The organism is Paractinoplanes durhamensis, from assembly GCF_016862175.1.
Classification (GTDB): Bacteria; Actinomycetota; Actinomycetes; order Mycobacteriales; family Micromonosporaceae; genus Actinoplanes; species Actinoplanes durhamensis.
Genome location: NZ_BOML01000071.1, coordinates 48,481 through 69,225, shown reverse-complemented (window position 1 = coordinate 69,225; position 20,745 = coordinate 48,481). Strand labels below are relative to the sequence as shown.

Below are 20,745 nucleotides of genomic sequence, written 5' to 3'. Positions count from 1 at the left end.
GCTCCACGTCACAAGCCTGCCCATTGAGCAAAACTGCGCGTTGAGCAATAATTGCTTGACAAGCAGTTAGGGGCAGGCGGATGACGTCACTTTGCACTCGGCGCCGCCGATGGCTCCGGTCCGCCGGGATCGTCGCGGTGGTCGCCCTGCTCGCCACCGAGCTCGTGCTCGGCTGGTCCTCGCTGGCCGGCGCCCTGCAGCAGCTGCGCACCCCGCACCTGGGCTGGCTCGCCCTCGCGGTCGGCGCCGCGCTGGCCTCGATGGGCGCCTACGCCCGGATGCAGCGCCACCTGCTGCAATCGGCCGGTGTGAAGCCGCCGTTGATCGACAACGTGCGGCTGGCCTACGCCGCGCACTCGCTCAACGAGACCCTCCCGGGCGGCCCGGCGTTCTCCACCCAGCTCAACTACCAGCAGATGCGCCGCTTCGGCGCCAGCCCGGCCGTCGCGTCCTGGACCATCGCGCTCAGCGGCATCCTCTCCGGCGCCGCGCTGGCCGTGGTCACCGTCGGCAGCGCGCTCGCCGCGGGCGGCGCCGCCGAGTGGGGTGACCTGGCCGCGCTGCTGGTCGCCGCGGTGCTGCTCACCCTGGGCGTACGCCGCGTCGCCAAGCGCCCGGAGATCGCCGAGGCGCTGCTGCGCACCCCGCTGGCCTGGATCAACCGGCTGCGGCGGCGGCCCGCCCAGCACGGCCACGACCGGATCCGCGGCTTCCTCGACCAGCTGCGTGCCGCCCGGCTGACCCCCGGCCGCGGTGCCGCCGCGGCCCTGCTCGCCGTGCTCAACTGGCTGCTCGACGCGCTCTGCCTGTGGCTGTGCTTCCGGGCGATCGGCGAGCAGCCGGCCGGCCTGACCGCGGTGCTGCTCGCGTTCTGCGCGGCGATGGCGGCCGGCACCATCACGATCGTCCCCGGCGGCCTCGGCATCATCGACAGCGCCCTGATCCTCGGCCTGCTGGCCGGCGGCGCCGGCACCTCGGCCGCGGTCGCCACGGTGGTCCTCTACCGCATCATCAGCTTCGGCTTCATCATCGGCATCGGCTGGCTCTCCTGGCTGCGTCTCCGGCGGCGGCCGGCCCCCGCCCCCGTCAAGGAGGAGCCGGCCCGAGTCGTAGCGGCATCTGCCGCGATGTCGGCAATTTATTGACGGCCGTCACTTTCGCGCCTAGCTTTGGCGGCACACGCTCCTGAGTACACGGAGGTACTCATGCGACGTCTCACCGCCTCATTCGCAGCGCTCCTGCTCCTGCTCCCCGCCGCCTGCAGCACGGACGACAAAGGCGACGACGCAACGCTCAAGGTCGGTCTGATCGTCTCGCTGACCGGTAACTACGCACCCCTCGGCAGCGAGGACAAGAAATCCGTCGAGCTGGCCGTCCAGCAGCTCAACGACGCCGGTGGCGTGCTCGGCCGCAAGGTCGAGCTGATCGTCCGCGACGACAAGAGCCAGCCCGAGCAGTCGGTGCTCAGCTTCAACGAGCTCAAGGGCAACGAGGTGGTCGCGGTCATCGGGTCGCCGTTCTCCAACTCGGCGCTCGCCACCATCCCGCAGGTCGACCGGGCCAAAATTCCCTACGTCTCGCTGACCCCAGCCGACGAGCAGATCAAGCCCCTTCATCCGTACGTCTTCGTCGTGCCGGCCACCTCCGCGACCTACGCGGACCGGATCCTGCAGTACTACCAGGCCCAGAAGATCAGCAAGGTCGCCGTCGCCCACGACAACCGCAGCTCGTACGCGAACGCGGGCGCGGCCGGCATGGAGGCCAAGGCCGCGCAGTACGGCATCACCCTGGTCGCCGGCGAGCAGTTCCAGACGTCCACCACCGAGTTCAGCGCGGTCATCAACAACATCAAGACCTCCGGCGCGCAGGCCCTCACCGTCTGGGCGACCGGCGCGCCCGCGGTCGCCTTCGCCAAGCAGTACACGGCGGCCGGCGCCGGCCTGCCGCTGATGTTCACCGGCGCCCAGGCCAGCACGCTCTGGCTCAAGCCGGCCGGGGCCGCGGCCGAGGGCGTCTTCGTGGCCAGCTCGATCGCGGTGGTCGGCGACGCACTGCCGGCCGGTGCGCAGAAGACCGCGATCGACGAGCTGGCCACGCCGTTCACCGCCGCGCACGGCTATCCACCACCGCAGTTCGCGGCCGACGGCTACACCGGGTTCAAGCTGCTCACCGCGGCGATCAAGGCGGCCGGCGGCACCGAACCGGAGAAGATCCAGAAGGCGTTCGAGGGCCTGACGCTGACCACGCCCAACGGCACCTACCACTATTCCGCGACCGACCATGCCGGCCTGACCGCCGACTACATCTCGATCAACGTGGTGAAGGGCGGCAAGTTCGAGGCCACCGACTGGGCCAGGAGCAAGCTGACCGCGGTTGCCGGCGGGTGACCGCGGTGCCCGCACTGCTCACCGTCACCGGCGCCACCCGGCGGTTCGGCGGCGTCCACGCCCTGCGCGACGTCGACCTCGACGTCGCGCCGGGCGAGACGCACGCCGTGATCGGCCCGAACGGCGCCGGCAAGTCCACCCTGTTCAAACTCATCGGCGGCCAGCTGGTCGCGACCGCCGGCACGATCGGCTACGACGGCCAGCGCATCGACCGGCTCGCCCCGCACCGGCGGGCCCGGCGGGGGATCGCGATCGCCTTCCAGGACTCGCCGGTGTTCGGCGGCATGACCGTCACCGAGAACGTCATGGTCGGCGCGCACGCGGTCACCCGGGCCGGGCCGGTCGCCGCCGTGCTCGGCCTGCCGCGGCACCGGCGGGAGGAGGCCGAGATCCGCGAGCTGGCGGCCCGGGCCCTGGACCGGGCCGGGCTCACCGCGTGGGCCGACCGGCCGGCCGACGCGCTGCCGCTCGGCCAGCAGCGGGCGCTGCAGGTGGCCCGGGCGCTCTGCGGCGGCCCGCGGTTGCTGCTGCTCGACGAGCCGGCCTCGGGGCTGCGCGGCCCGGAGCGGTCCGCGCTGGCCGGCCTGATCGAGCAGCTGCGCGGCGAGGGACTGTCCATCCTGCTGGTCGAGCACGACGTCGCGTTCGTGGCCCGGCTCGCCGACCGGGTGACCGTCCTCGACCTCGGCCGGGTCATCGCCCGCGGAACGTTCGCCGAGATCCGCACCGACCCGGCCGTGATCACCGCCTACCTGGGCGGTCCGCCATGATCGAGGTCGAGGGCCTGACCGTGCGCTACGGCGTCGCCACCGCGCTCGACGAGGTCAGCCTGGAGGTCCGGGACGGCGAGATGGTGGCGCTGATCGGGCCGAACGGGGCCGGCAAGTCCACCCTGGTCAACACGCTGTTCGGCATCCTGCGGCCGGCCGCCGGCCGGGTCACCACGACCGGGCGGCTCGCGCTCGTCCCGGAAGGACGGCACCTGTTCGCGCCGCTGACCGTCGACGACAACCTGCGGCTCGGCGCCTGGCGCGACCGGAAAGGCCGGGACACCGGGCCGATCTACGAGCTGCTGCCTGAGCTGGTGCCGCTGCGGAAACGGCCGGCCGGGCGGCTCTCCGGCGGGCAGCAGCAGATGGTCGCGCTCGGCCGGGCTCTCATGGCGAGGCCGGACGTGCTGGTCATCGACGAGATGTCGCTCGGCCTGGCGCCGCTGGTCGTCGAAACCCTTGCCGGGCACCTGCGCGACCGGCACGCCGAAGGGCTCGCGGTGCTGCTCATCGAACAGAACGCGCGGCTCGCCCTCGACCTCTGCTCCCGGGCGTACGTGCTGGAAGCGGGCCGGGTCGTCGCCGAGGGACCGTCCGCCGAGCTGGCCGGCAGCGCCGGCGTGGCCGCCGCCTACCTGGGCCTGGAGGCGTGATGGCCGAGCTCCTCCAATACCTGGTCACCGGGGTCGGGATCGGCTGCGCCTACGCGCTGACCGGCAGCGGCCTGGTGGTCATCTACCGGGTCACCCGGGTGGTCAACTTCGCCCAGGGCAGCTTCGCCGTCCTCGCCGCGCTGACCGTCACCACGCTGCTCGGCGCCGGCCTGCCGCACGGCCTCGCCGAGATCCTGGCGGTGCTGGTGGCCGGCCTGATCGGCCTGCTCTGCGGGCTCGTCGCCACCGGTAAACCCGGAACGACCCCGCAGACCGCGCTGATCGTCACGCTCGGGCTCGGCGTCCTCGCGTACGCGGTGGAGATTCTGTTCTGGGGTGACCAGCCGCGGTCGTTCGCCGGGCTGGCCGGCTCGACCGGCGGTGTCCAGACGCACTACCTGCTCATCATCGGGGTGACCGCGGTCGTGCTGGCCGCGACCGCGCTGCTGTTCGCCCGCACCGACCTCGGCCGGGCGCTGACCGCGACCGCCGCCGACCCCTACGCGGCCCGGATCGTCGGCATCGACGTGCTGCGGATGGGCCTGCTCGCGTTCGCCGTCGGCGGTGCGCTCGGCGGGCTGGCGGGGGTGCTGATCACGCCGGTGCAGCAGGTGTCGTTCGACAGCGACGTGGCCCTGGTGGTGAACGGGTTCTCGGCCGCCATCCTCGGCAACCTGACCCGCCCCGCGCTCACTCTCGCCGGTGGTCTTCTGCTCGGCGTCGTGCAGGCGCTGGTCGGCGGGTACCTCTCCACCTCGTACCAGTCGGAAGTGGCCTTGATCTTCATGTTGGCCGTGCTGGTGGCGCGGGCCGGGCGGCGCGGCGTGCTGGAGGCGGCATGACCGAGCGAAGCGAGCGTCATGATCGCGTTTTTTGGTCTTCGTTTTTCTCCTCAAGGAAGGGCGGCATGACCGAGCGAAGCGAGCGTCATGATCGCGTTTTTTGGTCTTCGCTTTTCTCCTCAAGGCAGGACGGCATTAGGTGGTGGTGGATCGCCGGCGCGCTGATCGTGAGTGCGGTGCCGTTGCTGCTGGCGCCGGGGCAGCTCACCACGTTCGTCCTGCTCGGACTGTCGGCCATGGCGGTGGTCGGACTGTCGCTGCTGATGGGCTATGCCGGGCAGGTGTCGCTGGGGCAGGCGTCGTTCACCGCGATCGGGGCGTACACCTCGGGTCTTCTTGCCCTGCACCACACGCCGCCGCTGCTCGCCCTCCTCGCCGCCCCGATCGTGGCGGCGCTCGCCGCCGCTGGAGTCGGCGTGCCCATCCTCCGGCTGCGCGGTCACCAGCTCGCCTTCGCCACCCTCGCGCTGCAGTTGATCCTGCTGTCCGTGCTCGGTGACGCCGATTGGGCGGGTGGCGCGGTCGGCCTGCAGGGGTTGCCCTATCTGTCGATCGGCGGGTTCGAGCTCGACGCCGACCTCGACTACGCCTATCTGGTGCTGGCCGGGGTGCTGCTGGTCAGCCTGATCGCCCATCGGCTGGTGCGCTCGCGCGTCGGGCGGGGGCTGCGCGCGCTGGCCACCGGGGAGACAGCGGCCGAGGCCAGCGGCGTACCCGTCGGGGCGTACCGGCTGCTGGTCTTCGCCGTCTCGGCGGCTTTCGCCGGCCTCGCCGGCGGCATCTACTCGTTCTTCCTCGGTTACCTCGCGCCGGGTTCCTTCCCGGTCCTGCTGTCGATCGAGTACGTCGTGATGGCCGTGGTCGGGGGTCTCGGCAGCATCGGCGGTGCCCTGCTCGGGGCGGCGCTGATCACCGTGGTGGTGCAGCTGCTCACCACCCTGGCCACTCAACCCGGCATGCCCAGCTACGCGCCGAGCGTCCTCTCGTATGCCGTGTATGCGCTGCTCCTGATCGCCGTCGTGCTGTTCGTCCCCAAGGGAATCGTCCCCACCCTGCGGAGGTCGTCGTGAAGCGTTTCGCCGCCCTGCTCGCCACCCTCGTCCTGATCGTCCTGCCCGCCGCACCCGCCCGCGCCGCCGCCACCCACCACTCCGGCACCCTCGCCGACGGCGCCACCTGGATCGCCGACGTGCCGTCGCCCTGGAACGGCACGTTGCTGCTGTTCAGCCACGGTTTCGGATCGCTCGCCCCGGCCGACGCTCCGGACCCGGCGACCAAGCAGGTCCTGCTCGACCGCGGCTACGCGCTGGCCGGCTCCTCCTATGACCCGAACGGTTCGCTGTGGGCCCTTCAGAGCGCAGCGCGGGACCAGTTCGCCACCCTGGCCGCCGTGTCCGCGCTGGCCGGGCGGCCGCGGGTCACGATCGCGCTCGGCCAGTCGATGGGCGGGTTGATCAGCACCCAGGAGGCCGAGCGGGCCGGGCACCGGCTGGACGCCGTGGTCTCCGCCTGCGGCCTGCTCGGCGGTGGCCTCGATCTGAACAATTACCAGCTCGACGGCGAGTACGCGCTCACCCGGCTGCTGGCGCCGTCGGCGGACATCCCGCTCGTCGGCTACGCGAGCCCGGCCGAGGGTGCGGCCGCCGCCGGGCAGCTCGCCGCGGTGGCCACCGCCGCCCGGGGCACCGCCGCCGGGCGGGCCCGGGTCGCCCTCGGCACCGCCCTGCTCAACATGCCGACCTGGTCTTCGGCCCAGCCGGTGCCGCCGACTGACGCCGAGGGGATCGCGCAGGCCCAGTACGACTGGCTGGTCGCCACGCTGCCGTTCATCATGCCGTCGCGGTATTTCATCGAGCTGAGCGCGGGCGGGAACTCGTCCTGGAACGTGGGCGTGGACTACGCCGCACTGCTGGCCCGATCGCCCTATTACGACACGGTCCGCGCTCTCTATCGCGCCGCCGGAGTTGATCTTCGCGCGGATCTTGCCGACCTCACCCGGCACGCGTCCACCCGGGCCGACCGTGCCGCGATGGCCTCGCTGCGGCGGACCTCGACCGTCACCGGGCGGCTCGGCGTGCCGATGCTGACCATGCACACGCTCTACGACCAGCTCGCGCCGGTCGAGTACGAGAACCGCTACGCCCAGCAGGCCGCCGGTCCGCTGCTGCGGCAGGCGTTCGTGGCCCGGCGCGGGCACTGCGCGTTCGTCCCGTCCGAATACCTCGCCGCGATCCAGGCAGCAGAAAAACGCGTGGCCACCGGCCGTTGGGACGGCTCGGTGACCACGCGTGGTCTGCAACAGGCAGCTCTGGATCTAGGGTTGGGTGACTCCCCGGCGTTCGTTGGCTTCCGGCCCGGATTGCTGGTCAGTCACCGCTGATCGTCCGTCAGGACATCGACATCGCGACGTCGTCGAACCACACCGTGCCGGTGTTGCCGCCCGACTTCAGGTGCACCTGCATGCTGGTCGCGCCGGCCGGGGCGGTCGAGTCGACCGACAGCTTCGTCCAGTTGACCGTGCCGGTCGGCAGGGTGGCCGAGGTGGCGCCGCCGATCCAGGCGTCCTTCGCGTCGAACCAGCTGACCGCGACCTGGGTGGTGCCGGTGGTGGCGTTGCCGCGCGCCCACGCCTCGGCGTGCCACTTCTGGCCGGGCTTGATCGGGACGATCGGGGAGACCCGGTAGGAGGGCGAGCCGGCCGCGGTCTTGCCGGTGCGGGTCAGCGCGACCGACCACTTGCCGGTGCGGGCCACCGCCGTGGTCTTGGTGGCGACGCCGAGCTCGGGCAGGTAGGCCCGCCACGGGGTCTGGCCGACGGCGTTCTCGAAGCCGGGGTCCATCAGGCCGGCCGGGTAGGCGGCGCCGGCCCAGGCGGCCTTGACCACGGCGGCGGCCGGCTTGGCGCTGCCGTCGATGCGGTACAGGCCGAACTGGTACTGGCCGGGGATCTTGGAAACGGCCGACTCCGGGATGGCGCCGGGGCTGACGTCGTTGAGGGTCCACGGCGCGATCGAGGCGATGCCGGCCTGGCCGGCCGCCTGGAACACCCGGGCCAGGAACGCGGCCTGCTCGCCGTCGCTGTACGACAGGCTGCTCAGCCCGGTCTCGCCGATCACCAGCGGGGCCGGCGCGACCGCGGCCTTCGCCTGCTGGAGGATCGACAGCGCCCGCTCGGAGTTGGCGTAGAAGTGGAAGTCGTAGTAGTCCAGCGGGGTCCCCGCCATCGCGGCCTTGAGCTTGGTGAGGCCGGGGATGCCGTCGGTCGCGCTGATCGAGATGGTCAGCGGGAGGCCCGGCGCGGCCGCCCGGATCGCCGGGACGATCTTCTTGGCCCAGGCGATCGCGGCGGCGTTGTCCGGGTCGAGCTCGTTCTGCACGCCGACCGAGATGATCCGGTCGTCGTAGCGGTACGGGGTGAGCAGCGCGGTCGCCCACGCGGCGCTGCCGGCGGTGTCGGAGTAGCCGTCCCACCAGTCGAACAGGGTGAACTTGACCGACAGCCCGTGCGCCGCCGCGAGCGTCACGAACTGGGCGAGCTTCGTCGTGTACTCCGGCTTCGGGGTGGGGTAGCCGAACGTCGACGGGAAGATGATCGCCCGGACGCTGTCCGCACCCACCGCGGCGGCCGCGGCGAAGTCGGCGTCGATCGCCTTGACGTCGAAGTCGGTCCACATCTTCGACCAGCCGGCCTCGGCCGGGAAGTAGTTGATCTGCTTGGAGATCTTGACCTCAGCGAGTCGTCCGGCCAGCTTGGCGCCTTCGTCGGTGGCGGGCGATCCGGCCGCGTTCGCCGGCGTCGCCGCCATCATCAGAGCGGTCAGAACGGCGGGAACAATACCCTTCCGGAAAACGGAAGCAACGCGCATGAGTGTCCAGTCCTTCGGGCCGCAGTAGGGAAGCGCCGTATATGTCGGCAGCGCTGCGGACCGGACAAGAAGTACTGATTGCCGCCAGGGTGCTGGTATGGAGCGAGTCGGTACTTAGGGGCAGGTTGCGGGCGGGTTACGAACGGTATCGATCCGGTGCATAACGCCGGTCCACCTATCCGACTGGTATGTCGAGCAGGGTTTCGGTCGCTCCGAAGATCAAAGATCATCGATCGCGACCGTCCGGCACCCCCCTTGCCGGGCGCAAGAAGGAGTACGCGTGATGTTCCGAACCAACCTGGCCGTCGCCGTCGGTACCGCGACAGTGGTGGCCGCGGCGCTGACCGGCGTCCCGGCGAGTGCCCAGCCGTCCGCGCCGAACGTCGCCCCGGCGGCGGCGGCCGACGCGCTGATCGCCGCCCGGCCGTCCTACCTGCACGCCAGCAGCCTGGACACGTTCCAGCGCCGTCAGGTGATCAGCTCCGAGGGCATCAACTACGTGCCGTTCACCCGCACGTACAAGGGCTTCCCGGTCGACGGTGGTGACCTGGTCGTGGCCACCGACGCCGCGGGTAAGGCCGTCTACACCTCGGTCGCGCAGACCAGCCCGATCGGCGACCTCGCCGTCACCCCGAAGATCACCGATACGGCCGCGCTGGCGACCGCGAAGGCCCAGCTCAAGACGGTGACGAACGTCGAGGGCACCAAGCTCGTCGTGGTCGCCGAGGAGGGCAAGGCCGCGCGCCTGGCCTGGCAGTCGACGATCAACGGCACCGGCGCCGAGGGCGTCAGCCGGCTGACCGTCAACGTGGACGCGATCAGCGGCGCGGTGCTCGGCACCAAGGAGCACGTGACCAACGTGTCCGGCACCGGCAACGGCTGGATCTACGGCTCGGTCACCCTCGACACCACCCTGTCGGGCTCGACCTACCTGCTGCAGGACCCGTCGCACACCACGGTCAAGGCGCAGAACGCGACCGGCAACGCGACGTTCTCCGGCACCGACAACGTGTGGGGCAACGGCGTCGGCACCAACCGCGAGTCGGGTGGCGTGGACGCGTTCTACGTGGCGCAGAAGCAGTACGCGATGCTCTCGTCGTGGCTGGGCCGTAGCGGTCAGAACGGCTCCGGCGGCGCGTGGCCGATCCGGGTCGGGCTGAACGACCAGAACGCGTACTACGACGGCACCCAGGTGCAGATCGGCAAGAACACCGCCGGTCAGTGGATCGCCTCCGCCGACGTGGTCGGCCACGAGCTGGGCCACGGCATCGACGACAACACCCCGGGCGGCATCTCGGCCAAGGGCACCCAGGAGTTCGTGGCCGACACGTTCGGCGCGGCGACCGAGTGGTACATCAACAGCCCCGCCGACGCCCCCGACTACCTCGTGGGCGAAGAGGTCAACCTGGTCGGCTCCGGCCCGATCCGCAACATGTACAACCCGTCGGCGCTGGGCGACTCGAACTGCTACACCAGCAGCACGCCGACCGGCGAGGTGCACGCGGCCGCCGGCCCCGGTAACCACTGGTTCTACCTGCTCGCGCAGGGCACCAGCGGCAACGGCCAGCCGGCGTCGACGACCTGTAACAGCACCACGATCACCGGCCTCGGCATCCAGAAGGCCATCAAGATCATGTACAACGCGATGCTGCTGAAGACCTCGGCGTCCTCGTACCTGAAGTACCGGGTGTGGACGCTGCAGGCCGCGAAGACCCTCTACCCGTCCAGCTGCACCGAGTTCAACACGGTCAAGGCGGCGTGGACCGCGGTGAGCGTGCCGGCCCAGTCCGGCGAGCCCACCTGCTGATCCAGCGGTTCCACCCCGTGCCCGTCAGGCGATCGATGATCTTCGCTTGACGGGTACGGGGGTCGCGGCCGATGATGTCCGGGTCCACGCGGCCGTGTGTGGCGGAACTGTCGGCCGATCGTGGGTGGTGTCACGACTTTGTGGGAAGTCGTTAACTTCTCCCACCCTCGTTCGCACTCCTTCGGCAGGCCTCGCGCGGTCGCGCACCCACCCCCGAAGGACGAGAACATGTCCCCGCGCAAGAAGGGCCGGCTTCTCGCCGTCCTCGCGACCGTCGTGCTCGGCCTCACCGCCGCCGTCGGCCCCACCCTCGCGAAGACCGCGTTCGCCGCCACCAAGACCGTCTACATCCCCGCGTCCTGGCAGAGCACCGGCGAGGTGCCGTGGGCCTCGAACCGGACAAAGGAATCGGCCAACTTCATCCTCCTGTGGGGCGAGAAGTCCGGCACCGACCCGCTCACCGCGCCGTCGCCGTACACGTTCGATCCGGCCGACATCCTGTCCCAGCTCGAGTCGCTCTACTCCTACTACGTGAACACGATGCAGTTCACGCCGGAGTCGGGAGCGCTCGCGCAGTACAAGATCGACGTGATCGTCACCCAGACCTGGAACCGCACCGAGCTGGACGCCTGGGCCACCGGCGGCAGCGCGGACGGCAAGGTCGGCGTGATCAACATCGCGCCCGCGGCGGCGCTGCCCGGATCGTGGGGGCTCGCCCACGAGCTGGGACACGTCTTCCAGAATCTGACCTTCCTCGGCAAGTCCGGCTACGGCTTCACCGACGCGTCGGCCGGCACGTTCTGGGAGTCCAGCGCCGAATACATGGCGATGCAGGTCTACCCGGACGGCGGAGCCGGTGACCTCACCCGGTTCCTGCGCACCGAGAACATGGCGTACTCGTCCAGCCGGCACCACTACGGCGCCTGGATGCTGATCCAATATCTCGTCGACAAGGCCGGCGGGATCGGGATCTTCAACCGGATGTGGAACGAGGCGCGCAGTAGTGAACATCCGCTGGAGACCTATCGGCGGATTGCCGGGCTGACGCAAGATCAGCTTAACTCCGCCCTCGCCGGTTACGCCCAGCACCAGGTCACCTACGACTACAGCAACAAGAGCCACTTCCAAACCTTCATCAACAACGTGTACGGGGCGGGCTTCATCAACGCCTACAACGGCATCGCCGTGGACGCGGTCAACCAGAGCGCCGGGCACTACGCCGTCCCGGACGCGCTCGCACCCTCCGACTACGGCTACAACAAGATCAAGCTGGTGCCCTCGTCGGACGGTGCGCTCGTCCGGCTGCACTTCAAGGGGCACGTGAACAGCGCGGCCGGGTCCGGCTGGAGCTACGGGTTCGTCGCCGTCAAGAACGGCACCCCGCGCTACGGCACGGTCTCCACCGCCGCCGACGGGCAGCTGTCGTTCCAGCTGCAGTCCGGCGAGAACGAGGTCTATCTCGTCGTCCTGGGCGCGCCCGCGTCGGTGCACCACTACGGATTCCTCGACGGATACACCAAGAACTACCGCTACCCGTACGAGTTCACCGTGGCGGGCGCGACGCCGTCCGGATACGAACCCGGCTACACCAAGCCGACCGCCACCGGCGGCGGGCACTGGCACACCAACGGCGGCGGCTGGGTGTCCAACAGCGCGACCGTGGCGTCCACCGCCTACGTCGGGCCGCGGGCGGCCGTCTACGGCAACAGCACCGTCTCCGGCAACGCCCGCATCGAGGGGCTGGCCTGGGTCAACTCCGGCGCGACGATCAGCGGCAACGCGGTCGTCCGGGACAACGCGCTGATCCAGGGCGGGGCCAACCTGTCCGGGTCGATCGTGGTCGGCGGCGACGCCGAGCTGGCCTCGGCGTGCAGCTCGGGGACCTACCTGCTGTTCAACCCGGACCGCGGCTGCGACGGCAAGGCGGGGGAGACGGACATCAACCCGTCCTACGCCCGCTTCACCGACGCCGAGCTGGCCATCACCGACGGCGGCACGACCACGCCGACCACCGCTCCGACGACTTCTCCGACGGTTTCGCCCACGGTCACCACCACCACCTCCGCACCGCCCGCCACCGGGGCCTGCTCGGCGCGGCTGGCGATCGTGGGCAGCTGGAGCGGGGGCTTCCAGGGTGAGGTCACGGTGACCGCCGGGACGGCCGGCACCAAGGCCTGGAACGTCGGCTGGACGCTCGGTTCGGGCCAGGCGATCAGCCAGTCGTGGGGCGCCACGGTGACCGCCTCCGGCAGCACCGTCACGGCCACCAACGCGGCCTGGAACGGCACGCTCGCGGCCGGTGCCAGCACCACGTTCGGGTTCATCGCCACGGGCGCGGCGAGCACGCCGGCCCTCAACTGCACCGCCGCCTGACGTGAGAAAGGGGCCGCCGGGTCATCCCGGCGGCCCCTTTAAAGACGCTCAGGCGAACGTGAACTCGCCGCCGTAGTCACGAGTGTGGTCACGGTAGATCGTGTGGTAGTGGATCTGGTTCTGCAGGACGACCCCGTTCTGGCAGACGAACTCCACCCAGACGCTCGGCCCGTCGATGCGGACATAATCGGCGTGCTTGGTCAGCCCGGTCGTGCCCGACCAGCCGATGTAGGTCTTGTCCAGCTCGGACTCGTACGTACTCATCAATGCTGTCGCCGTGGCGTCGTCGGCGTTCGCCACCCATGGTTTGATCGCGGCCAGGACCAGCTTCTTCTGCGCATCGGTGAGCGCGCCGACCGCCAGTCCCTGCTTGGTCGCCGGGAACTGGCCGTCCTCGCCCGGCCCGAGCAGCACGTCGCTGAACGACTGGGACAGCTTGGCCTTGGTCTGCTCGGCGGTGCTCAGGCCGGTGGTCATGGCCAGCATCGCGGCCTTCATGTCCTGCAGCGGCTCGTGCGTGGTCCCGGCCGAATCGGACCAGCTGGTCGGCTCGACGCCGACGAAGAACGGCGAGGCGCCGGCCACCGCGCCCGCCTTGTAGGTCAGGTTCACCGCCAGGTGGTGGCCGCCGAAGTGCAGCTGCCAGGTGCCGGTGCTGCTGGGCGTGCCGAGGAACGCCATGTAGTAGTTCCCGGCGTCGTAGCCGCCGAGCCCGCCGGTGCCGCCGGACATGCTCCCGCCGGACGGCATCGCGCCGCCGGGCCCGCCCGACATGCCGCCGCCCGGGCCGCCCGACATCCCGCCGCCCGGGCCCGCGCTCGTGCCGCTGCTGGCCTGCACGCTGCCGAGGTAGTCGTCGGCCAGGAAGATCTGGGCGACCCGCTCGAAGCCGGTGCCGGTCCCGGTGCCGAGCGCGGTCAGCAGCACGCTCTTGCCCGCCGCGACCTGGCTGTCGTCGAGGTTGCCGAACTCGATGCCGGGCCGGCAGGTTGAGCCGCAGGGCAGGTTGGACCAGGCGATCGCGTTCGCCTGGGTGAGGTCCAGCTGCACCGACGTCTTCTCGGTGTCGTCGAGGGTGGCGAGGAACGCCTCCGCCGCCTCCACGACGCCGGCCACGCTCTTGTCGTACGACTTGATGGTGGCCGACGTGGCCGGGGTGGCCTCGTCGCCGCTGTCGTCGTTCGACCCGCAGGCGGTCATCATTCCGACCGCGAGGGCGGCTCCGAGGAGCACCCGCCAGCGCCGGTGCGGCGTCGTACTCGTCAAGATCTACTCCTCGAAAGATGACTGAATGTACCGCGAGTCACGCTATAGGCCTTGTTCGACGTTTTTGCCGTAATTGCTAATCCTGTGAACGAGGGTTTCCCCCATTACGGCCATCGATAGCAATCGATAACGTCTCGACTGTCCACCGGATGCGGCCCCATCGCCGCGCCGGGAGTCGAGAAGGAGTACGCGTGATGTTCCGAACCCATCTGGCCATCGCCGTCGGGACCGCGACCGCGGTCACCGCCGCGCTGGTCGCCGGGCCGGCCAGCGCTCAGCCGTCGGCGCAATCCGCCGTGGAGCCGCTTGCCGCCGCCGCTGCCGGTGCCGACGCCCTGGTCGCCTCGAGGCCGTCCTACCTGCACGCCAGCAGCCTGGACACCTTCCAGCGGCACGCCGCGATCTCGTCGGCCGGCCACAGCTTCGTTCCGTTCACCCGCTCCTACAAGGGCCTCGCGGTCAAGGGCGGCGACCTCGTCGTGCAGACCGACGCGAGCGGCAACGCCGTCTACACGTCGGTCGCCCAGACCAGCGCGATCGGCGACCTGGCCGTCACCCCGAAGATCACCGACGCGGCCGCCCTGGCCATCGCCAAGAAGCAGCTGACGTCGGTCACCGGCGTCGAGGGCGCCAAGCTCGTCGTGGTCGCCGGTGAGGGCAAGGCCGCGCGCCTGGCCTGGGACGCCACGGTCAAGGGCACCGGCGCCGACGGCGTGAGCCGGCTGACCGTCTCGGTCGACGCGCTGACCGGCCAGGTGCTGGGCACCCAGGAACACGTCCTGAACGCGGCCGGCACCGGCACCGGCTGGGTCTACGGCGCGGTGTCGCTGACCACCACCCAGTCGGGCTCGTCCTACCTGCTGCAGGACCCGTCGCACACGACGATCCGGGCCCAGAACGCGACCGGCAACGCGACGTTCTCCGGCACCGACAACGTGTGGGGCAACGGCGTCGGCACCAACCGGGAGACCGGCGGCGTGGACGCGTTCTACGTGGCGCAGAAGCAGTACGCGATGCTCTCCTCGTGGCTGGGGCGTAACGGCCAGAACGGCTCCGGCGGCGCATGGCCGATCCGGATCGGCCTGAACCAGCAGAACGCCTACTACGACGGCACCCAGGTCCAGATCGGCAAGAACACCGCCGGCAACTGGATCGCCTCCGCCGACGTCGTCGGCCACGAGCTGGGCCACGGCATCGACGACAACACCCCCGGCGGCATCTCGGCCCGCGGCACCCAGGAGTTCGTCGCCGACACGTTCGGCGCGGCCACCGAGTGGTACATCAACAGCCCGGCCGACCCGCCGGACTACCTGGTCGGCGAAGAGGTCAACCTGGTGGGTTCGGGCCCGATCCGCAACATGTACAACCCGTCGGCGCTGGGCCACTCGAACTGCTACTCGTCGAGCACCCCGAACGCCGAGGTGCACGCCGCGGCCGGCCCCGGTAACCACTGGTTCTACCTGCTCGCGCAGGGCACCAGCGGCAACGGCCAGCCCGCCAGCTCGACCTGCAACAGCACCACGATCACCGGTCTGGGCATCCAGAACGCGATCAAGATCCTCTACAACGGGATGCTGCTGAAGACCTCGGCGTCGTCCTACCTGAAGTACCGCGTGTGGACCCTGCAGGCCGCGAAGACCCTCTTCCCCGGCAGCTGCACCCAGTTCAACACGGTCAAGGCGGCCTGGGCCGCGGTGAGCGTCCCGGCCCAGTCCGGCGAGCCCACCTGCTGATCAAGCAGAACGAGCGAGGGGCCGGCGGCGACGCCGGCCCCTCGTTTCACGCTTCCGGCCGGGTGATCGCGCGAACGAGCTGGCCCATCCCCAGCGCCCAGTCGCCCGACAGATCCACGAAGTGAATGTCGCTGAACGTCTCTCCGGCCCCGATGGAGTGCCCGGGAATCGCGGCGTGATCCAGCTTCACCGGGATGAACCAGCGACGATCGCGACCGCGCCGCCGCAATTGGTCAACCGCAAAGACCAATTCCTCATTCATGTACGTCTGCGTGCGCTGAGCGTGCGCTTCCGAGAAGCAGGCGATGAAGAAGTCGCCGTCGACGATCGACTTCCGGATCACGTCGGCCCAGCGGTCCCCGGCGACGAGGTGGGTCCGGTCCAGCCACACCTCGATGCCGGCCGCACGCAGCCAGTCGGCCGTCACCCGGACCATCGCCGCGAGCGGAGCCGCGTAGCCCACCGGCGCCCGCTCGCTGAACAACTCCGCGGCGTGCTGGTCGAGAAGGTCGATGAAGCTCCCCGGGCTCATCCCGGTCTCGGCCAGCAGATCGGCGGCCTGCCCGAGGGCCAGCGGCAGGTCGCCCAGGGCGAGCGCGACCTCGTCGGCCTCGGCGTCGGTCAGCGTCGGCATGTGTTTCTGCAGCAGGGAGACGGAATCGAGGCGGTCGAACACGTCGACCAGTGACGAGTCGGCCACGCCGGTCCAGTTCGGATTCCGGCTGGTGATGATGACGTGCCCGGGTCCGTCCGGAAGGAAGCCGACGGCATCCTCGCGATCCTCGGCGTTGTCGAACACCAGCAGCCACCGCGCCCACGTTCGCAGAAACGCCCGCACAGCGCCGGTAGCGATCCGGGCGGCCGCGGCGCATCGGCCGGTGCCCTCGGCAGCCCCGGGTACGGCACGGGCCCCGGCGCCATGGGCGATCCTTGGACGAGTGGGAGATGAGGATCGTGGACGTGGCCGCTGTCACAGATTCACTGTGCCTCGCCCGCACAAAGGTTGACGAGCGCCGGATGTGCCACCAGGGTGACTCCCTGGTGCGACGGACCCGTCCCAGGCTGGACGATCATCCCGTGACCGAGCGGAGGAGACCGCGATGCCCTGGTTCCCGGATTTCGCCGGTGCGGCCGAGCTGGTGCGCCAGGAAACCCGCGCGGCCGGCCGGGCCGACCCGGTCAAGCAGTATCTGACCGCCCTGACCGCGGGCGACACGCACGCCCTGGAAGACGTGTGGCCGGGCGAGGTGGTGATCTTCGACCCCAAGGCGGGCGAGGTCCGCGGCCATCGTGAGCTGCGCCATTTCCTCCGCCTGAGCCGCGATCTGCTGGCCGTCCGGTATGCCCGCACCGAACCGTCGGCCCGCACCGTCGACGGCGGCCGGGCGGTCGCCGAGTTCGAGGCCCGGATCGACGGCGGCGTCGCGTGGCCGATCGCGGTGGTCGCCGAGTCGCCCGACGAGCGATCCGTGGTGTTCCGCTCCTACTTCAGCCGCCGCCCGCTCGACGGCCACCACCACCTGCGCCTGGCGATCCTCAAGGGCGCGGCCATCCCGCTCGGCGACGACGCCGGCCGTTTCCAGGACGCCCTGTCCGCCGGCGACGCCAAGGCGGCCGCCGGCCTGTTCGCCCCGGCGGGCTACCTGCGCGAGCCGAACGGCACCGTCCACCGCGGCCCGGCCGCCCTCACCGCGTACTTCCAGCGGTGTTTCGCCGACGGCGGCATCGAGCTGGAGCCGTGCGCGGTGACCGACGACGGCGTGCGCTGCGCCATCGAGTTCAACTTCATCCGCTGGGGCAAACACGATCTCCCACCCCAGGCCGGCCTGGCCGTCCTGGAGCGCGGCCCGAACGGCAAACTGGCCGCCGCCCGCATCTACGACGACGTGGAGCCGCCCGCCCGGAAGGCCGCCTGAGCCTCCGCTTTCCCGCCCGGGCCTTCCGCTTTCCCGTCCGGGCCGTGCTCAGGCCGGTGCCTGAGCCTGCCGCCGGGGGAGTGCCCGCCGCAGGTCGCGGCGGGTGCCGACGCCCAGCTTGGTGAAGACCTTGCGCAGGTGCCACTCGACCGTGCGCGGACTGATGAACAGGGTCGCGGCGATCTCCGGGTTGGTGAGGCCCTGCATGGCGAGCCCGGCGATCTGCTCCTCCTGCGCGGTCAGCTCACCCTCGGCCGCCACCGTCCGCTTGCGCACCGTCTCACCGGTGGCCAGCAGCTCATGACGGGCCCGCTCGGAAAAGGCCATCACCCCCATAACCAGCAATTCCTCGTACGCCGCCCGCAGCTGAACCCGCGCATCCGCGCGCCGCCCCGCCCGCCGCAACCACTCGCCGTAGCGAAGTTTCGCCCGTGCCCACTCGACCCGGATCCGAGTCCGCCCGAGCCGCTCGATCGCTTCCCGGTAGAGATCCTCGGCGGCGCGCCCGTTGCGCAGCAGCGCCCGCCGGGCGGCCTCGACACCGAGGGCAAGATCGGTGCCGCCGGCCCGGGTCATCACCGACAGCCGCTCCAGCGCCCGCCCGGCTGCCTCGGTGTTCCCACCGCGCACCCCGGCCTCGACCAGCTCAGCCAGCGCCCACCGCGCCGCGCCCGCCCCGAACGGCTCGACCGCCGTGCGAACCCGCCCCGGCTTCACCGACGCATTCGCCCGAAGCGACTCGCCCGAAGCGGTGGCCTCCGTCGCGGCCGCGAGCGCCTCCTCGTAGCGGCCGAGCCCGTTGTTCAGGACCGCCCGGGCGTACAGCATCATGCTCCGGCCGGTGGCGTCGCTGCGGGTCTTCGTGTCATCCATCGCTTCGGCGATCAGCCGTTCGGCGTCCTGTTCGCTTCCCCGCATCGCAGCCAGCCAGGCGCCGGGCCACGGTGGGAAGGCGTTCTCCCCGCCGGTCGTCGCGGACACCCACCGGCCCTGCGCGACCAGGTCGGCGGCGCCCGCGAGGTCTCCGGCGTGGACCTCGAAGACGGCCCGCCGGGCGAGGGCCGCCGGAAGCAGGCTGACCGCACCGGCCTGCCGCACGACCGCGAGATGCCGCCCGGTCAGCACCTCCCAGTGCTCGTCGTCCCACAGGTCGGCGGCCAGGCTCGCCGCGGTGTCCGCGCCGAGGAACGCTTCCCGCACGCTGAGCGGCTCGCCGCCGAAGGCCTGCACCACGAGCCGCAACGGCGGCACCGCCGCCGCATAGCCGTCGGCGTGCAACGCGGCCATGCCGTCGAGCAGCAGATCGACCCGAGCCGGCCGCTCCGGCCAGGCCGTTGTCCGTACCGCCCGGGCCACCTCACCTACGCCGACCACAACATCCAGCTCGCTCGAACTTGCCGATGCCGCTACGGCAATGCCAGACCGATCTTCGATCGGCCTGGCAGAGACGGGGAGCCGCTCTTGGCGCGGCCGGGCGACTTCGCGCGGCCCGGCGGTCTCGCGCGGCCGGGCGACTTCGCGCGGCCCGGCGGTCTCGCGCGGCCCGGCGGTCTCGGGCGGCCCGGCGGTCTCGCGCGGCCCGGCGGTCTCGGGCGGCCCCGCGGCCTCGCGCGGATCGGCGAGGAGCGCGGTGGTCAGCACCTCCAGGTGCGCCTCCCGGGCGAGCGCCGCATCGATCGGGGTGAGCTGTCGCGCGGCGGAGAGCAGGAGCGGCAGTGCCTCGCCGCCGTGGCCTGACCGGGCGGCGATCCGCCCGTGCGCCAGGGCCGCGCGGGCCCGGCCGGCCTCGTCGAGCGACCCCACCTCGGCCGCGGTGATCAGCGCCGACGCCTCGCCGAACCGGCCGGCCGCGGCCTTGTGGCGGCCCGCTTCCAGGGACCGCAGCGCCCGGCGGGCCGGATCCGGGGTCAGCGCCGCGGCGGTGGCGAGGAAGGCCGACGACGACGCGAGCCCGCCGACCACGAGCGCCCGCCCCGCCCACCGCTCCAGGTCGGCGGCGATGGTCTCGTCCGGTACGGCCGCCGCGTGGGCGCGATGCCAGGCCCGCCGGTCCGGGTCGGCGTCCGGGTCGGTGGCGTCGGCGAGGGCCGCGTGGGCGACCCGCCGCTGGGTGAGCGTCGACGAGCGATAAAGCAGCGAGCGGAGCAGCGGATGCCGGAACCGGACCCGGTCACCGAGCTCGACGAGCCCGGCTTCTTCGGCTGCGGCCGCCGCGCCGGGGCCGATGCCGAGCCGGCCGGCGGCGCGCCAGAGCAGCGGAATGTCGCCGACCGGTTCGGCCGCCGCGACCAGCAGGAGGCGGCGGGCGGGCGGCCCGAGCGCGGCGGCCCGGCGCCGGAGTCCAGGCTCGACGGTGCCGGACGGACCGGTGCCGCCGCCGTAGTTCAGCTCCGCTGTGGTCAGCGAAAGCGGAAGCTCCAGGATCGCCCGGGGATTGCCACGCGCCTCGGCCAGGACCCGATCGCGCACCCGCGGATCGACCGGCCCGGGCACCACGGCCTCGAACAGCGACGCCCCGTCGGCGGGGCTCAGACCGTGCACCGCCAGCTCCGGCAGGTCGGCAATGGCGTCGCGCGCGGCGAACACCATGGCGATCGGCTCGGTGGACAGGCGGCGGGCGGCAAATCGCAGCGCCTGCGCGGACGCCTCGTCCAGCCACTGGGCGTCCTCGATCAGGCAGATCAGCGGCCGGTCCCGGGCCACCTCGCCGAGCAGGGTGAGCACCGCCATGCCGACCAGGAGCGGGTCGGGCGGATCGCCCGCGGCCAGGCCGAAAATCCGGCCGAGGGCCGAGCGCTGCGGGGCCGGCAGCGCGTCGAGCCGGTCGAGGAACGGGCCGCACAGCTGGTGCAGGCCGGCGAAGGGGAGATCACGTTCCGGTTCGCTGCCCGCGGCCCGGGCGACGCGGCCGCCGGTCGCCTGCCCCGCCAGGTAATCGAGCAGGGCGGTCTTGCCGGCGCCGGGGGAGCCGCGCACCAGCAGCACCTGGCCGCGGCCGGCTTTCACGGCCGAGACCAGGCGGTCCAGCGTGTCGCATTCCCTCTGCCGCCCGCGCAGAGGCCAGTTTCCGGTAATCGACATGCGCCGCACCCACCCGTCTGGCGCCGAAACCGCACGCCAGTCTGGCACCGT

Annotated in this window: 15 protein-coding genes; 11 read left to right on the top strand and 4 right to left on the bottom strand. The window is 71.4% G+C overall.

Annotated features, from left to right (window positions below; all coding sequences use genetic code 11):
* Nucleotides 1–80: 80 nt before the first annotated feature.
* The 7 genes from Adu01nite_RS41545 (at nt 81) to Adu01nite_RS41515 (ending at nt 7,032) form a co-directional block, all read left to right on the top strand.
* Nucleotides 81–1,145, top strand: a complete 1,065-nt coding sequence (locus Adu01nite_RS41545) for a lysylphosphatidylglycerol synthase transmembrane domain-containing protein (protein WP_203734860.1) — start codon at nt 81–83, stop codon at nt 1,143–1,145.
* 60 nt (nt 1,146–1,205) lie between these two features.
* A complete protein-coding gene (locus Adu01nite_RS41540) occupies nt 1,206–2,387 on the top strand; it encodes an ABC transporter substrate-binding protein (protein ID WP_203734859.1) in 1,182 nt (393 codons plus the stop codon).
* Nucleotides 2,384–3,157 carry an ABC transporter ATP-binding protein gene (locus Adu01nite_RS41535; RefSeq protein WP_239133115.1) on the top strand — a complete coding sequence of 258 codons (774 nt, stop codon included), beginning with the start codon at nt 2,384–2,386 and terminating at the stop codon, nt 3,155–3,157. Before Adu01nite_RS41540 ends, Adu01nite_RS41535 begins: the two co-directional genes overlap by 4 nt.
* Nucleotides 3,154–3,810, top strand: a complete 657-nt coding sequence (locus Adu01nite_RS41530) for an ABC transporter ATP-binding protein (protein WP_203734858.1) — start codon at nt 3,154–3,156, stop codon at nt 3,808–3,810. The genes Adu01nite_RS41535 and Adu01nite_RS41530 overlap by 4 nt, the downstream gene beginning before the upstream one ends.
* A complete protein-coding gene (locus Adu01nite_RS41525; protein WP_203734857.1) occupies nt 3,810–4,652 on the top strand; it encodes a branched-chain amino acid ABC transporter permease in 843 nt (280 codons plus the stop codon). Before Adu01nite_RS41530 ends, Adu01nite_RS41525 begins: the two co-directional genes overlap by 1 nt.
* 176 nt (nt 4,653–4,828) lie before the next feature.
* A complete protein-coding gene (locus Adu01nite_RS41520) occupies nt 4,829–5,722 on the top strand; it encodes a branched-chain amino acid ABC transporter permease (RefSeq protein WP_239133114.1) in 894 nt (297 codons plus the stop codon).
* On the top strand, nt 5,719–7,032 hold the full coding sequence (locus tag Adu01nite_RS41515; protein ID WP_203734855.1) for an alpha/beta fold hydrolase: 1,314 nt from the start codon (nt 5,719–5,721) through the stop codon (nt 7,030–7,032). Before Adu01nite_RS41520 ends, Adu01nite_RS41515 begins: the two co-directional genes overlap by 4 nt.
* Before the next feature lie 7 nt (nt 7,033–7,039).
* Here Adu01nite_RS41515 and Adu01nite_RS41510 read toward each other — a convergent pair whose 3' ends face one another.
* Nucleotides 7,040–8,518 carry a carbohydrate binding domain-containing protein gene (locus Adu01nite_RS41510; protein WP_239133113.1) on the bottom strand — a complete coding sequence of 493 codons (1,479 nt, stop codon included), beginning with the start codon at nt 8,516–8,518 and terminating at the stop codon, nt 7,040–7,042.
* A gap of 283 nt (nt 8,519–8,801) precedes the next feature.
* Here Adu01nite_RS41510 and Adu01nite_RS41505 point away from each other — a divergent pair, with 283 nt between their 5' ends.
* Nucleotides 8,802–10,325: a M4 family metallopeptidase gene (locus tag Adu01nite_RS41505; RefSeq protein ID WP_203734936.1), complete on the top strand. Its 1,524-nt coding sequence runs from the start codon at nt 8,802–8,804 to the stop codon at nt 10,323–10,325.
* 228 nt (nt 10,326–10,553) lie between these two features.
* Nucleotides 10,554–12,698, top strand: a complete 2,145-nt coding sequence (locus tag Adu01nite_RS48250; protein ID WP_239133112.1) for a DUF6055 domain-containing protein — start codon at nt 10,554–10,556, stop codon at nt 12,696–12,698.
* Nucleotides 12,699–12,746: 48 nt separating this feature from the next.
* Here the strand turns inward: Adu01nite_RS48250 and Adu01nite_RS41495 are convergent, their stop codons facing one another.
* On the bottom strand, nt 12,747–13,964 hold the full coding sequence (locus Adu01nite_RS41495; RefSeq protein ID WP_239133111.1) for a DUF3500 domain-containing protein: 1,218 nt from the start codon (nt 13,962–13,964) through the stop codon (nt 12,747–12,749).
* Nucleotides 13,965–14,158: 194 nt separating this feature from the next.
* Between Adu01nite_RS41495 and Adu01nite_RS41490 the strand changes: the two genes are divergently transcribed.
* Nucleotides 14,159–15,697, top strand: a complete 1,539-nt coding sequence (locus Adu01nite_RS41490) for a M4 family metallopeptidase (RefSeq protein ID WP_203734933.1) — start codon at nt 14,159–14,161, stop codon at nt 15,695–15,697.
* Between the two features lie 46 nt (nt 15,698–15,743).
* Here the strand turns inward: Adu01nite_RS41490 and Adu01nite_RS41485 are convergent, their stop codons facing one another.
* Nucleotides 15,744–16,496 carry a toll/interleukin-1 receptor domain-containing protein gene (locus Adu01nite_RS41485; RefSeq protein ID WP_203734854.1) on the bottom strand — a complete coding sequence of 251 codons (753 nt, stop codon included), beginning with the start codon at nt 16,494–16,496 and terminating at the stop codon, nt 15,744–15,746.
* Nucleotides 16,497–16,797: 301 nt separating this feature from the next.
* Between Adu01nite_RS41485 and Adu01nite_RS41480 the strand changes: the two genes are divergently transcribed.
* Nucleotides 16,798–17,613 (top strand): nuclear transport factor 2 family protein, encoded by an 816-nt coding sequence (locus Adu01nite_RS41480; protein WP_203734853.1) that lies wholly within the window; start codon nt 16,798–16,800, stop codon nt 17,611–17,613.
* 48 nt (nt 17,614–17,661) lie between these two features.
* Here Adu01nite_RS41480 and Adu01nite_RS41475 read toward each other — a convergent pair whose 3' ends face one another.
* Complete coding sequence (locus Adu01nite_RS41475; RefSeq protein ID WP_203734852.1) at nt 17,662–20,694, bottom strand: helix-turn-helix transcriptional regulator; 3,033 nt, start codon at nt 20,692–20,694, stop codon at nt 17,662–17,664.
* Nucleotides 20,695–20,745: the final 51 nt, after the last annotated feature.